Consider the following 13,268-nt stretch of genomic DNA (forward strand, 5'->3'; position numbering starts at 1 on the left):
TCTACTACCTATGTGTAAATGCAGGCTTTCTTTTCTCGATGAACGCTTGGACGCCTTCTTTAATATCTTCCGTTTGAAAAACTTCTTCAAACAATTCTGCTTCAAGTTCAACAGCCTCTTCAATCGGAAGGTGTGCTCCTTTATTAACTGCATGTTTAATGCGGGATAACGCCTGCAAAGATTGACCAGTCACTTTAGCTGCCATACCTTGAGCATACGTCATTCCTTGACCTGTTGGTACAACATGATTAACGAGACCGTAACGATCTGCCTCTTCTGCTGTAATAGGTTCTCCAGTAAACATCAATTCCTTTGCTCTTGCTTCGCCAATAAGCCTTGGAAGACGCTGTGTTCCGCCGCCACCCGGGAAAAGTCCAAGCTTAATTTCAGGAAGACCGAGTTGCGCATGCTCTTCTGCTATTCGTATATCACAGGTCATAGCTAGCTCACATCCACCACCGAACGTTAAACCATTTAACACGGCAATCGTTGGTTTAGAAAAATGATCGATGTAATTCATGACACGGTGAGTTTCCAGGACAATGTCCTTAAAACCAGTCTGACCAATCCATTCAGGAAATTCCTTAATATCAGCGCCTGCCATGAACGCTTCATTTCCATATCCTGTTAAAATAACGGCAACTGCTTCTTCATTTGTTTCTAGTTCAGTGAATACATCGTACAATTCTGTTGTTACCTGTTTACTTAACACGTTAAGAGGTGGATTGTTGATCGTTACAATTGCAGTCTTCTCATGAATTTCGTAAGTTACTTTTTTCATTAGTTCTTCACTCCTTCTTTTGTATAGGTATACCAGCCTTTACCAGTTTTACGACCTAGCGTTCCTGCTTTCACCTTATCCTCAATTGCCTTAGAAGGTTTATCTTCAGGATTGCCGGTTTCATTGTATCTTTGCTGCATCACATAATAGCCAACATCAATTCCTGACAAATCCATTAATTCGAATGGACCTATAGGGTGATTGAGAGCTTTTCTACAAATCAGATCAATATCTTTAAAGTCTGCAATTCCTTCTTCATATAGGTACATCGCTTCTTTTTGCAGCGCTCCTAGAATACGATTCGCAACAAATCCGGAAATTTCTTTTTTCAGAAGAACACCGGTCCGATTAATCCGTTCACAAACATCCATGGTCATTTTTGCTGTCTCTTCTGATGTTGCGTCACTCATAACAACTTCTACACAATCCATTACTAGCGGTGGGAAGAAGAAGTGCATATTTACTACTTTGTCTTTGCGATTTGTTACTGAAGCAATTAAAGAGTTAACAATTGTAGAGCTATTAGAAGCAAAAATAACATCAGGAGCGGCTAATTCATCAAGCTTCTGGAATACTTCACGTTTAACATCGAGTTTCTCTACAATCGCTTCAATAATAAAATCAGCTTTAACAGCTGCTTCTTCAAGACTTGTCGTAAAATGTAATCTATTAAAAGCATCTTCTTTCATTTCTTCAGTGATTTTATCTTTCTTTACCCACTTTGTCATAATGCCTTCTAGTTTCTCTCCAGCATTTTTCAATGCCACTTCATTGATATCTTGTATAGTCGTTTCATATCCTCCTAATGCACAGAGCATGCCGATTTGATGGCCCATTGATCCTGCCCCTAGTACTGAAATGTTCTTAATCTCTTTATTACTCATCTCATTTCCTCCTTAAGGTTACTAACCGGTTAGGATGTTAAATTCGCAAGCGCTTACAATTAGGTGGGAAGGAAAGCTTACTTGCTTTCCTCAATCCCACTTAAAACCATATCTACGAAAATACTTGCTACCTCTTTGTCTGAAACAGGTCCGTCTGGTTTATACCACTGATAGGTCCAATTCGTAATGCCAAGAATTGCAAAAGTGACAATTCCAATGTTAAGGTTGGTTCGAAATTCTCCGTTCTCAACGCCCTGTTTTAATAGGTCCTGAAAGTAATAGCGAATTTGGTCTCGTTTCGGCAAAATTTTAGATAAGTTCTCTTCTTTCAAATTCTTCATTTCACGAAAGAAAACCCTTGCGCTATTCCCCTCAAGCTCAACATTATGAATAAGCATGTACACCATGTCGTATAGCTTTGTTCTACAATCTTTCGACGTATCCTCTAGAATTTCTTTTTGCTGCCTGATCATACCGTCGATATAAGAAGAATGAATATCCATTAATAATTCTTCTTTACTCTTAAAATAGTAGTAAAATGTTCCCTTCGTTACACCTATAGCATCTACGATATCTTGGATCGACGTTTCACTAAATCCTTTTTTCTCAAATAATTCAATACTTTTCACCGTTAGTTTGTGTTTCATGGCAGTACCCTCTCAATCTATCAATGATCATTGATTTAGATTATATCACATGGAGGTTACTCCTATGCACACCTATACTTGTCGGGCTTCTTCTCTAATTGATCTTCTTAAAATTTTACCGACACTAGTTTTGGGAAGTTCATGACGAAACTCTACCAATTTAGGTACTTTATATGGCGCCATTTGATCTTTGCAGTAAGAGATCACTTCTTCTTCTGAAAGTGTAGCACCAGGTTTTTTCACGATGACGGCTTTTACTGTTTCACCGCGGTATGGGTCTGGCACACCAACAACAACAGCTTCCATAATACTCTTATGCTCATATAGAACTTCTTCTATATCCCGAGGATAGATGTTATATCCACTTGCTATAATTAGATCCTTTTTCCGATCAATGATATAGACATAGCCATCCTCATCCATTTTTGCAATATCTCCAGTAAATAGCCATCCGTCTCGAAGCGTATTTGCTGTCTCCTCTGGCATGTTCCAGTAACCTTTCATTACCTGAGGACCTTTAATTACAATCTCTCCTGATTCACCAAATGGAACTTCCGTTTTTCCTTCTCCAAGATCTACAATCTTGTATTCTGTGGAAGGAAATCCTATACCAACACTTCCAGGCTTACGTTCTCCGAATGGTGGATTAACATGTGTAGTTGGAGCAGCTTCGCTTAAGCCATATCCTTCTAAGATCTTAGCGCCTGTTTTTCTCTCAAATTCTTTCATTAATCCTACTGGCATTGGTGCACTTCCGCTATTACAGGTTCGAATACTATCAAGATTAAAATTCTCAGCATTCGGATGGTTCGTAAGTGCAACATACATTGTTGGCACACCAGGGAACAATGTTGGCTGTTCTCTTTCAATCGTTTCTAAAACCTCATTTACATCGAATTTTGGTAGTATGACACTTTCAGCGCCGATTCGAATTGATAAATTCATACAGGACGTCATCCCAAATACATGGAATAGTGGAATAACAGTTAAACATTTTTCTTTACCGAAAGTAAACTCATCTTTAAAGAATTCTAGACACTGCTCCACATTTGCGACTAGATTACGATGAGTAAGCATAGCACCTTTGCTTCTTCCAGTTGTTCCACCAGTATATTGTAGAACCGCAATATCTTCTTTAGGATCGATTGAAACGGGTTGAAGAATTTCTGTAGTACTCTGAATAAATTGTTCGAAGGTATAATCCGGATCAACAGGACCCGCATCAGGTTGAAGAGATACAACAATGACATTCTTTACATTTGTTTCATCTTGTATCGCTTTCAATCTAGGATAAAGCGCATCATATATGACTATGGTTTCTGCTCCAGAGTCAGCCAATATGTATTGTAATTCACGTTCTACAAGCATCGGGTTAATTTGAGTAATAATACCACCCGCTTTTAATACACCATAATAACTAATTGAAAACTGTGGACAATTGGGAAGCATAAGCGCTACTCGGTCTTTTGTCTTCATTTGAAAGGTGTTTTGTAGTGCAGAGCCGAATGCTGTAGAAAGATGTCCTAACTCTCGATAGGTTATTTTTTTATGGTAAAACGATAGAGCCACATTGTCGGGATAATCTTCAACTGTTTGATTTAACATGTCTGGGAGTGAAACGTTAGGAATTTCAATAGTACTGGCTATCGATTCAGGGTAATGTTTGAACCAACTATTCTTTGCGTTCATGCTTCCACCTCCGGATAATTAAAACGTTAAACCTCCGCCATCTACAAGAAGGCTAGTTCCTGTTACATAGGATGCTTCATCTGAGACTAGGAACAGTACAGCATTAGCTATTTCTTCTGGTTGTCCAACTCTTTTAAGTGCATTAGCTTTGGAGATAATGGGCCATTTGCGATCGTCCTCTTTCCATGGCGTAACAATATTCGTGTCAATAACCCCAGGACAAACTGCGTTAACACGAATGTTTTTCGCCCCATACTCAAGGGCAGCATTTTTCGTAAGCGTTATGACACCACCTTTTGAAGCGTTATAGGGGGCCATATATTTCTTTCCTTTGAACCCAAGTAGACTTGATGTATTAACGATAGCGCCGCCATTTCTCTTTTCCATTGCCGGGATAGCATACTTCATACCCATAAAAACGCCTTTTAAGTTAATTGAAACAACACGATCCCACTCATCAACCGATATGTCCACTAACTTTACTTCTTCATTACTCACTCCGGCATTATTGAAAAAGATGTCGAGACCACCGTACTGCTTTTCACATTCTTCTACAAGCGCTTTCATATCTCCTTCAATTGACGTGTCAGTTCTTACAAAAATGGCATCTCCTCCCATTTTTATAATTTGATCGACAGATTCCTCACCTGACTCAGAATGGATATCGGAGACAACCACCTTAGCTCCTTCACTTGCAAAACGAAGTGCAGTTGCTCGACCGATACCTCCTCCACCGCCGGTTACAATGGCTACTTTATCTTGAAGTCTCATCAGATCCTCCTTAAATTCGCTCTAAAATCGTAGCGATCCCCTGTCCCCCACCAATACAAGCTGTAACAAGCGCATATTTTCCTTCTCTTCGATCAAGCTCATAAATGGCTTTTGTTGCAAGAATGGCTCCTGTTGCTCCTAATGGATGACCGTGAGAAATGGCTCCACCATTCACATTTAATTTATCAGAATCCATTTTTAATTCACGATCGCAGGCAAGCACCTGTGCAGCAAAAGCTTCATTCAACTCAATCAAATCCATATCTTCTAGTGATAATCCCGCTTGCTCCATAACTTTTTGCGTTGCGGGTACTGGCCCGATTCCCATAATATTAGGATCAACACCACTAACAGCATAAGCTTTTATTACTGCAAGTGGTTTTAAACCAAGTTCTTCTGCTTTTTCGCGAGACATGACAATGACTGCAGAAGCAGCATCATTTAAACCTGAACTAGAGCCCGCTGTAACGGTTCCACCTTTTTTGAATGCAGGAGGTAGCGCTGCTAACTTTTCGAGCGTTGTTTCAGGTCTAGGATGTTCGTCATTAGAAACAACAATAGGATTTCCTTTACGAACAGGTACACGAACAGACGCAATCTGAGAGTCAAAATATCCCTCCGCCATCGCTTTCCCCATACGTTCTTGACTGCGTTGTGCAAATTCATCTTGCTCTTGTCGAGTAATCTCATATTTCGCAGCTAAGTTTTCAGCAGTAATACCCATTGGAGGATCCCCAATTTCATCTGGTGAAAGCCTTGATTTCATAAATCGTGGTGGCATTGTACTATAAGGTTTAGACGGCTTTTCCATTAAGTAAGGTGCCTGACTCATACTTTCAGCTCCGCCTACCACATAAACATCACCATCACCTGCTTTTATAGCCTGTGCAGCTAGATTAATAGCATTCAATCCTGACCCGCACTGTCGATCAATCGTTAATCCTGGTATTGTTAGTGGAAGACCCGCCTCAAGTGCTGTTAACCTTGCAATATTTCCACCACCGCCTATTACATTACCAAAAATAACATCATCAATGCTTTCAACTTCTAATTTAATACGGGCTACAGCTTCCTTGAGGGCTATTGCTCCAAGTACATGTGCTGGAATACTTGCGAATGCTCCTCCTTGTCTACCAATAGGCGTACGTACTGCAGATACAATTACTGAGTCACGATTCATTCCAAATGTCCTCCCCTACTTTTTACATTGCGTGCTGACCACCATCAACGATTAGAATATCTCCCGTTACATAATTGGAAGCATTTGATGCTAGGAATAGAGCAGCTCCTTTTAAATCATCATCCGAACCAAATCGATTTAGAGGAGTCGTTTCTAGCATTTTCTCTCCACCCGCATCGATTAATCCTTTCGACATTTTCGTTGGGAAGAAACCTGGTGCAATCGCATTTACGTTAATGTTATATCCTCCCCACTTCACTGCAAGATCCTTTGTAAACGTAATGACAGCACCTTTACTCGTGTTATAGCCAATAGCATCCATGTAACGTGGATCAGCCCCACCAAGTCCTGCCACCGAAGCTATATTAATGATTTTACCGCTGTTCTGCTTAATCATTTCTTTCCCAGCTGCCTGTGCAAAAAGGAATGTACCTGTTACGTTTACTTCCATTACTTTATGCCATGCCTGTAGGGGCATTTCAACAACAGGTGCTCCCCACGAGGCACCACTGTTATTTACAAGAATATCAATCTGTCCAAACTCTTTCATTGTTTCGTCAACCACATGTTGAACGTGTTCTTGATTTGTCACATCACACTCAAACGCAAGTGATCTAACTCCCTTGCTTTCTAACTCGTCACGAACAGCCTCACACGCTTCCAATTTTCTTGAACAAACAACAACATTTGCCCCAGCTTCAGCGAACCCTTCGGCAATTTGCTTACCGAGACCCCTTCCACCACCAGTCACAATTGCTGTTTTACCTGATAAATTAAACAATTCCATAACGTTCATATTGTATTCCCCCTTGGCTAGATATACTTTTTCAGTTCTTGTCTCGCGATTGCATTACGATGAACTTCATCCGGTCCATCTGCGAGCCTTAATGTTCTAGCATTTGCCCAGTGTGCTGCAAGCGTATAATCATCACTTACTCCCGCTCCACCAAACGCTTGAATAGCACGATCAATGACACTTAGTGCCATATTAGGCGCTACTACTTTAATCATTGCGATTTCTGCTTTTGCCTCTTTGTTTCCAACCGTATCCATCATATGTGCCGCCTTAAGTGTTAAGAGTCTTGCTTGCTCGATTTCGATTCTAGAGTCAGCAATCCATTCCCTCACAACACCCTGATCAGATATCTTCTTACCAAACGCTTCTCGACTTTGTACACGCTTACACAAATCCTCAAGTGCACGTTCAGCTGTTCCAATCAAACGCATACAGTGATGAATTCGTCCTGGCCCAAGTCTTCCTTGCGCGATTGCAAATCCTTTTCCTTCTTCCCAAAGCATATTAGAGGCAGGTACTCGCACGTCTTTGTATTCAATTTCTGCATGGCCATGTGGCGCATGATCATAGCCAAATACAGGAAGAACTCGTTTAATTGTTACACCCTTTGAATCAAGTGGAACTAAGATCATAGATTGTTGCTCATGTTTCGCTGCAGTCGGATCGTTTTTCCCCATCACAATAGCGATTTTGCACCTTGGATCTCCAGCACCAGATGACCACCATTTTGTCCCATTAATGACGTATTCATCACCATCTCGTTCAATTCGAGCCTGAATATTCGTCGCATCTGAAGAAGCAACATCAGGTTCTGTCATCGAGAAACACGAGCGAATTTCACCAGCCAGTAAAGGTTCGAGCCACTGCTTTTTCTGTTCTTCTGTACCGTAACGAACAAGTACTTCCATATTCCCTGTGTCTGGTGCAGCACAATTGAATACTTCAGGTCCAATCATTGAACGGCCCATCACTTCACATAATGGAGCGTATTCAGTATTCGTAAGGCCTGCACCATACTCACTTTCAGGTAGAAATAGATTCCATAAACCAGCATCTTTTGCCTTCTGCTTCAATTCTTCCATTATAGGGGGAACATCTGACCATCGACTTTCTTGATCGGAAAGTTGCTCTTCATACAATTTTTCATTCGGGTATACATGGTCATCCATAAATGCCTTTACTTTTTCCAAGTAAGAATGGCAACGCTCGGAATAATCAAAATTCATTCTTATTCGTCTCCTTGTACCCGTTATCTAACTAACCGGTTGGTATGTTCTCACATTTAGTATAAATATATCTTTCGGAATATTCAATACATTTATTGAAAATTAAAATCCAGTCGGCCAATTAGCTAATTTCCTTTCGCTTTTTGATCCGTTTTTATAACAAGCAAGCTCTAATGTTTGTGCAAGAAAAATTCGAGTTTCACCAGGATCAATAACATCATCAATCAAATGTTTTGCCGCTGCTTTATATGGGGAACTATCAAAACTCCACTTTTCTAAAAGCTTTTCCCTTTCGAGCTTAGGATTTTCAGCTTCCATTAACTCTCTGCCATAAACGACATTAATTCCAACTTCAGGTCCAGTAAAATTAATTTCTGCAGAAGGCCAGGCGACAACAAAATCCGCTCCCATCGTTGGACCACACATGTTTCCATATGCAGCTCCTACGCTTTTACGTATGATAACAGAAACTTTAGGAACTGTTGACTGAGCTAGTGCCTGGTTCCACATCATGATTTTGGTAGGTATTTTCCTCTTTTCTGCATCAGAACTTACTCGAAATCCTGGTATATCATGTAGAAAAATTAAGGGGATATGATAGGAATCACAGAGACAAATAAAATCTGTCGCTTTTTCACACTCCTCTACGCCAGCTGCACCTGCGTAATTCAACGGTTGGCTCGCTATAATCCCTACAGACCTGCCGTTTATCCTAGAAAGCAAAGTGAGAAGAGCAGGACCATATAACGGTTTCACTTCTAAAAAGTCCCCTTCATCAACTAGCTCCTTAATTACCTTTTTCATGTTATAGGCACGGTTTCTCTTCTCAGGTACGATTGATAGAACCTCATCCACTCTTCTCTCTATAGAGTCATGTGTAGCTTTTAAAGGAGGTTCCTCTTCTCCATGTGATGGAAGGTAGCTCAGGAACTTCTTTAGTTGATCAATGCATTTTTCTTCTGTTGTGGCGGTTTGATCAATTTGCCCTGTATACTTTTCATGAACTTTCACACCTCCCAATTCTTCTTCATTAACTTTCTCACCAGTAGCAACTTCAAGCATCCGGGGACCGGCTACCGCCATACACGTTCCGTCCAATTGCGTTACAAAATCTGACGACACAGCAAGCCAGGTAGGCCCACCAAAGCTATCTCCTAAAATCGCAGAAACCATGGGTACCTCACGATTGTGCGTTAGCATTTCTTGTGGAAAAAGCTTATCACTTATACCGTCAGATCCCATTCCATCTGGCATCCGAAGACCTCCCCCTTCACTCAAATTCACAATTGGTAAACCACGTTTTAATGCATATGAATGAGCTGCTTTCGTTTTGCGAATATGTACAGCTCCCTCAGTTCCTGCGAACACTGTTTTATCGCCCGCTTGAACAACGACTGGCCGTCCATCAACGCGTGCAGTTCCACAAATGATCCCGTCACCAGAGCTCTTCCTTTCTAAACCAGGAATTTCAGATACATTTAACTTTCCGAACTCAAGAAATGAATCTTTATCAACCAGGAGTTTAATTCTTTCTCTCGCCGTCTTTTTCCCTTTATCATGTAGAGCATCAATTTTGCTTTGCCCACCCATCAGTTCCGCTCTGTTTCTTCGTTCCTGTAACTCTTCTACATAACCTTTCATAACAGCATGCCTCCAAACTAGTTTTCTTCAAAAACTTCTTTGGTTACTTTGAATTTAACATACTAACCGTACAGTATGTTTAATTTCTATCATACAGGTTTGTGTTTAGACTATTCAATGCTAATTTCTAGTTTTAATTTAATAAAAATGGGAATTCTCTCTTTATGAATTTGAAAGGATGGATATTTAATGAACCAAAATTTATATTTCTTAACTCAGGAGTATGAAAAATTCACGGATGAATGTGAAGGAGAAAGCGTTCCAGAATTTGTAGAGAACTTTATTTATGGATCAATGGAATACAACGATGTAAACCTTCCTAAATTAACCGAAGAAATGAGTAAGCAGGCTCAAAATAAAGAACCTGAAGAATTCAAAAGAGCTTTTGATGAAATGCTTCTTTACCTTAGGGACCGTTTTGTAGCATTAGATCCGGATAAAAAATACTGGCCTCTCCATTACCGTGAAGGAGTAAGTGCTTTCGTTGCAATGATCGATGGGCTTGTCGTACAATATTTCTCAGGTCTTTATTCTGTAGACGATTTAAGAGAGCGTGCCCCTCTTTTTGCTGCCATTATTTTGAACGGATTTATCGGAGTCCACGAACACGAATATAGCGCATTATCTACAGATTAAAAAAGATCTTGCCCACGTGGGCAAGATCTTTTCCTTTAAGATTGTAAACGATAAACTTGTGAGTATTTCTCTTCTAAATACTCTATAAGATATTTTGCGTTAAGTCCTTCGCCAGTAATGTCCTTAATAATTTCAATTGGCTGTTTAAGCTTGCCGTACTGATGAATGTTTTCTGTCAGCCATTCTTTAATTGGTAGCATATTTCCTTCTTCAAGAAGTTCATCAAAATTAGGAAGATCTTCTAGCATAGCGTTCTTAATCTGTGCAGCGTAAATGTAACCAAGTGCATAAGAAGGGAAGTATCCGAACGAGCCACCTGACCAATGCACATCCTGAAGGACACCGACAGCATCGTTATCAGGAGTAATTCCAAGGTATTCTTCCATTTTCTCATTCCATATCTTTGGAAGGTCCTTTACTTCTATATCGCCATTAATAAGGCCTTTTTCTATTTCGTACCGAACCATAATATGAAGAGCGTACGTCATCTCATCTGCTTCAATACGAATTAAGGATGGACCCGCCACATTTATTGCACGATAGTAATCTTCAAGCGATACGTCATCAAACTGTCCTGTTGAATAACTCTTTAACGTATCGAAATTTTTCTGCCAGAAGGACTTATTACGACCAACAAAGTTCTCCCAGAAGAGGGATTGTGATTCATGTATCCCCATGGATGTTCCAGAACAAAGTGGCGTACCAATTAATTCAGGTGAAATATTCTGCTCATATAAAGCATGACCACCTTCGTGTATGGTGCCAAATACAGCTGTTCGGAAATCACTTTCATCATACTTAGTGGTAACACGGACATCACCAGGATTTAATCCTGTTGCGAAAGGGTGGACTGTTGTATCAAGACGACCAGCATTGAAATCATAGCCCATTCCCTCAAGAATATCCAGGCTGAATGCTTTCTGCTTTTCCTGTGGGAAATGACTATATAAGAAATCTGTTTTAGGCTTGTCACTCGCATTTACAACCTGTTGAACTAGTGGCACAATATGCTCTCGCAATTGATTAAATACTCGGTCTATTACCTTAACCGTGACACCTGGCTCATATAGGTCAAGAAGCGTATCGTACTTGTTCTCCTCGTAACCCCAATATTCTACAAATTTTTGATTAAATGCTACGAGCTTTTCAAGATAGGGACGGAACAATTCGAAATTCGACTGTTCCTTGGCTTCTTCCCAAATCGTTTCCGCCTTCGAACTTAGAATAACGTACTCAGAATATTCCTCTGCAGGGATTTTAATATTACGGTCATACTCTTTTCCACATTCTTCTACTGTTTTCCTAGTGCGTTCACTCAAGTTGTTTTGTACTTCTTCTTTTGTAAGTTCATCAAGATACGTCTTCATCTCGTTTGATACCGACATCTCAAATACTTCTGAAGACATCATACCAATCACTTCTGAACGCTGCTCAGCCCCTTTTTTCGGTGCACCAGTTCTGAGATCCCAGTACATTAAGCCAATCGCTTCATTAAAACTCGTCATTTTTTTAACATACTCAAGAAAGTGTTGTTCTGTTTGCATTAGATCAGTTGCCATTACCATTTCATCCTTTCAAGTAGGTTGTAAACTAGTAAATTTCATTCGACACTTCTCGTTTTATTATGTAAAGATTTGTCGGAAGTTAAAAAATTCAAAAACAATGGATTTTCAAAAACTCATGTTATCCTTTGGATAAGCTAAATCGTTCAAGGAGGGATTAGATGTCAGTACAGAATCTGATTAATGCATTCAATGAGGTAAGAGGAAGAAAGCCAGCTACCGCAGACGAATTACTCGACTTTGTACAAGTAAATTACTTACGAGGTACACTCTCTTTAAATGAGTATCAAATCTACTTTAAAGAACTTCATGCACAGGGTGCAAAGAAACCTGAGTACTTTGCTCATGAAGAATTGAAAGCCTTTTAATCTCTCCTGTTCTATCCTACCATAAGTTTACAATATTACGCACACAAGAAGACATGGGCTAATCCCATGTCTTCTTCTATTTCCAATTGCAGTTACATCCCAATGGAATTAAAAAATGCAACAGCTAGAGTAATCAAGACGAATATTAGAATAATCGTCAAAATAAATATCGCAACAAAAATCCAACCTGCAACCTTGCGTCCTGTTTGAATTAAATAGATGCCAAGTGGTAGAAAAGTAAAGAAAAATCCTAGTATCCCCCAAAGCCATGGATTTTTGCCGTGTTTAGGTGCGTCAATTGCAAGATATATAACAATCGCGATGGGTATAATGAACCCAACAAACTCCATGTAAAGCCCTCCTTTCGTATGCATATTCTACGACAGGATACCTTACTTTACCTTACTCGTCTACAATTCTTACAAACTCTTCTTTATCTAGGATAAATTGGCTGAAAACTCCAATCGCCACTACTTCTTTACCATCCCAAATTTCTGTTTTGTAGACGGAGAATAAATACCAATTTTCTCTAGTTGTATTCTCTTTAAAATATGGCACAACAGCTAAATCAACTCCGATTTCAATAAGAGCATTTTGATCTTTCTTCAACTGTTTTCCTATCCAACTACTGTAGTCTTCTTGATCTGGATTGGTAAAGAAAAGAGCGATTGCAAGTAATCCGACAGTAATCACAAACTTATTTCTCATATAATCCTCCTTTTATACAAGCCTATTGTTACTATATACAAGTTTCATAGTTTAAATGTTCTTTAAAGGTGGGTACAGTTAATTAGATCCCATTATTTACAAGGAGGAATTCATATGAGACAGCATCCTATTAATACTTTGAAGCAGGGTGAACACTATACAGCAAAGGAATTAGATAGTTTTGTATCTACTACTGACGTTGTACTATTTTCAAGTAACGCATCTCAGCTGTTTTCTGAACCCGAACGAGAATATAAAGTTGTCCATGAAGTAGAAGGCTTTTTTGAACATTCTTCAGATGATGGGGAGAAATATTTTCGAGATAAACGTGCATATGTAGTTGAAAAGGTATAAAAAATCAGCATCCTGCACTTTAAGC

15 protein-coding genes are annotated in these 13,268 nt (G+C 39.6%); 3 read left to right on the plus strand and 12 right to left on the minus strand.

What is annotated here, in order from left to right; all coding sequences use genetic code 11:
• Positions 1 to 4: 4 nt before the first annotated feature.
• The 9 genes from JI666_RS03705 to JI666_RS03745 form a co-directional block, all read right to left on the minus strand.
• Positions 5 to 781, minus strand: a complete 777-nt coding sequence (locus JI666_RS03705) for an enoyl-CoA hydratase (RefSeq protein WP_206889051.1) — start codon at positions 779 to 781, stop codon at positions 5 to 7.
• Positions 781 to 1,665 (minus strand): 3-hydroxyacyl-CoA dehydrogenase family protein, encoded by an 885-nt coding sequence (locus JI666_RS03710; protein WP_206889052.1) that lies wholly within the window; start codon positions 1,663 to 1,665, stop codon positions 781 to 783. The genes JI666_RS03705 and JI666_RS03710 overlap by 1 nt, the downstream gene beginning before the upstream one ends.
• Positions 1,666 to 1,742: 77 nt before the next feature.
• Positions 1,743 to 2,312 carry a TetR/AcrR family transcriptional regulator gene (locus tag JI666_RS03715; RefSeq protein WP_206889054.1) on the minus strand — a complete coding sequence of 190 codons (570 nt, stop codon included), beginning with the start codon at positions 2,310 to 2,312 and terminating at the stop codon, positions 1,743 to 1,745.
• 72 nt (positions 2,313 to 2,384) lie between these two features.
• Positions 2,385 to 4,001 carry a long-chain-fatty-acid--CoA ligase gene (locus JI666_RS03720; RefSeq protein WP_206889056.1) on the minus strand — a complete coding sequence of 539 codons (1,617 nt, stop codon included), beginning with the start codon at positions 3,999 to 4,001 and terminating at the stop codon, positions 2,385 to 2,387.
• 18 nt (positions 4,002 to 4,019) lie between these two features.
• Positions 4,020 to 4,772 carry an SDR family NAD(P)-dependent oxidoreductase gene (locus JI666_RS03725; protein ID WP_206889058.1) on the minus strand — a complete coding sequence of 251 codons (753 nt, stop codon included), beginning with the start codon at positions 4,770 to 4,772 and terminating at the stop codon, positions 4,020 to 4,022.
• 10 nt (positions 4,773 to 4,782) lie between these two features.
• Positions 4,783 to 5,952, minus strand: a complete 1,170-nt coding sequence (locus tag JI666_RS03730; RefSeq protein WP_206889062.1) for a thiolase family protein — start codon at positions 5,950 to 5,952, stop codon at positions 4,783 to 4,785.
• Positions 5,953 to 5,974: 22 nt separating this feature from the next.
• The gene (locus JI666_RS03735) at positions 5,975 to 6,748 is read right to left on the minus strand and encodes an SDR family oxidoreductase (RefSeq protein WP_206889064.1); all 774 of its coding nucleotides are present in this window, start codon (positions 6,746 to 6,748) and stop codon (positions 5,975 to 5,977) included.
• 17 nt (positions 6,749 to 6,765) lie between these two features.
• Entirely contained in the window at positions 6,766 to 7,974 is a 1,209-nt protein-coding gene (locus JI666_RS03740) for an acyl-CoA dehydrogenase (RefSeq protein ID WP_206889067.1), read from the minus strand.
• A 102-nt stretch (positions 7,975 to 8,076) separates the two neighbouring features.
• Positions 8,077 to 9,615, minus strand: a complete 1,539-nt coding sequence (locus tag JI666_RS03745; RefSeq protein ID WP_206889070.1) for an acyl-CoA carboxylase subunit beta — start codon at positions 9,613 to 9,615, stop codon at positions 8,077 to 8,079.
• Positions 9,616 to 9,804: 189 nt separating this feature from the next.
• Between JI666_RS03745 and JI666_RS03750 the strand changes: the two genes are divergently transcribed.
• The gene (locus JI666_RS03750) at positions 9,805 to 10,251 is read left to right on the plus strand and encodes a hypothetical protein (RefSeq protein ID WP_206889073.1); all 447 of its coding nucleotides are present in this window, start codon (positions 9,805 to 9,807) and stop codon (positions 10,249 to 10,251) included.
• Between the two features lie 35 nt (positions 10,252 to 10,286).
• Here JI666_RS03750 and JI666_RS03755 read toward each other — a convergent pair whose 3' ends face one another.
• Positions 10,287 to 11,810, minus strand: coding sequence for a carboxypeptidase M32 (locus JI666_RS03755; protein WP_286170554.1), 1,524 nt, complete (start codon positions 11,808 to 11,810; stop codon positions 10,287 to 10,289).
• 164 nt (positions 11,811 to 11,974) lie between these two features.
• On the opposite strand from JI666_RS03755, the gene yppF reads away from it, so the two are divergent.
• Entirely contained in the window at positions 11,975 to 12,181 is a 207-nt protein-coding gene (gene yppF / locus JI666_RS03760; RefSeq protein ID WP_206889079.1) for a YppF family protein, read from the plus strand.
• A 92-nt stretch (positions 12,182 to 12,273) separates the two neighbouring features.
• Here yppF and JI666_RS03765 read toward each other — a convergent pair whose 3' ends face one another.
• Both JI666_RS03765 and JI666_RS03770 read right to left on the minus strand, forming a co-directional pair.
• Positions 12,274 to 12,531 carry a hypothetical protein gene (locus JI666_RS03765; RefSeq protein WP_206889082.1) on the minus strand — a complete coding sequence of 86 codons (258 nt, stop codon included), beginning with the start codon at positions 12,529 to 12,531 and terminating at the stop codon, positions 12,274 to 12,276.
• A gap of 52 nt (positions 12,532 to 12,583) precedes the next feature.
• The gene (locus JI666_RS03770) at positions 12,584 to 12,889 is read right to left on the minus strand and encodes a DUF4359 domain-containing protein (RefSeq protein ID WP_206889088.1); all 306 of its coding nucleotides are present in this window, start codon (positions 12,887 to 12,889) and stop codon (positions 12,584 to 12,586) included.
• Between the two features lie 114 nt (positions 12,890 to 13,003).
• Between JI666_RS03770 and JI666_RS03775 the strand changes: the two genes are divergently transcribed.
• Positions 13,004 to 13,243, plus strand: coding sequence for a hypothetical protein (locus tag JI666_RS03775; RefSeq protein ID WP_206889091.1), 240 nt, complete (start codon positions 13,004 to 13,006; stop codon positions 13,241 to 13,243).
• The last annotated feature ends 25 nt before the right edge of the window (positions 13,244 to 13,268 follow it).

Origin of the sequence: Bacillus sp. NTK071, assembly GCF_017303315.1 — a bacterium.
In the GTDB taxonomy this organism is placed as follows: Bacteria; Bacillota; Bacilli; order Bacillales; family Guptibacillaceae; genus Guptibacillus.

What these genes read in the sequence shown, in the direction of transcription:
- JI666_RS03740 (WP_206889067.1), bottom strand. Translation starts at nt 7,974, where the DNA reads ATGAATTTTGATTATTCCGAGCGTTGCCATTCTTACTTGGAAAAAGTA.
- JI666_RS03705 (WP_206889051.1), bottom strand. Translation starts at nt 781, where the DNA reads ATGAAAAAAGTAACTTACGAAATTCATGAGAAGACTGCAATTGTAACG.
- JI666_RS03750 (WP_206889073.1), top strand. Translation starts at nt 9,805, where the DNA reads ATGAACCAAAATTTATATTTCTTAACTCAGGAGTATGAAAAATTCACG.
- JI666_RS03770 (WP_206889088.1), bottom strand. Translation starts at nt 12,889, where the DNA reads ATGAGAAATAAGTTTGTGATTACTGTCGGATTACTTGCAATCGCTCTT.
- JI666_RS03730 (WP_206889062.1), bottom strand. Translation starts at nt 5,952, where the DNA reads ATGAATCGTGACTCAGTAATTGTATCTGCAGTACGTACGCCTATTGGT.
- yppF (WP_206889079.1), top strand. Translation starts at nt 11,975, where the DNA reads ATGTCAGTACAGAATCTGATTAATGCATTCAATGAGGTAAGAGGAAGA.
- JI666_RS03715 (WP_206889054.1), bottom strand. Translation starts at nt 2,312, where the DNA reads ATGAAACACAAACTAACGGTGAAAAGTATTGAATTATTTGAGAAAAAA.
- JI666_RS03735 (WP_206889064.1), bottom strand. Translation starts at nt 6,748, where the DNA reads ATGAACGTTATGGAATTGTTTAATTTATCAGGTAAAACAGCAATTGTG.
- JI666_RS03755 (WP_286170554.1), bottom strand. Translation starts at nt 11,810, where the DNA reads ATGGCAACTGATCTAATGCAAACAGAACAACACTTTCTTGAGTATGTT.
- JI666_RS03745 (WP_206889070.1), bottom strand. Translation starts at nt 9,615, where the DNA reads ATGAAAGGTTATGTAGAAGAGTTACAGGAACGAAGAAACAGAGCGGAA.
- JI666_RS03720 (WP_206889056.1), bottom strand. Translation starts at nt 4,001, where the DNA reads ATGAACGCAAAGAATAGTTGGTTCAAACATTACCCTGAATCGATAGCC.
- JI666_RS03775 (WP_206889091.1), top strand. Translation starts at nt 13,004, where the DNA reads ATGAGACAGCATCCTATTAATACTTTGAAGCAGGGTGAACACTATACA.
- JI666_RS03710 (WP_206889052.1), bottom strand. Translation starts at nt 1,665, where the DNA reads ATGAGTAATAAAGAGATTAAGAACATTTCAGTACTAGGGGCAGGATCA.
- JI666_RS03725 (WP_206889058.1), bottom strand. Translation starts at nt 4,772, where the DNA reads ATGAGACTTCAAGATAAAGTAGCCATTGTAACCGGCGGTGGAGGAGGT.
- JI666_RS03765 (WP_206889082.1), bottom strand. Translation starts at nt 12,531, where the DNA reads ATGGAGTTTGTTGGGTTCATTATACCCATCGCGATTGTTATATATCTT.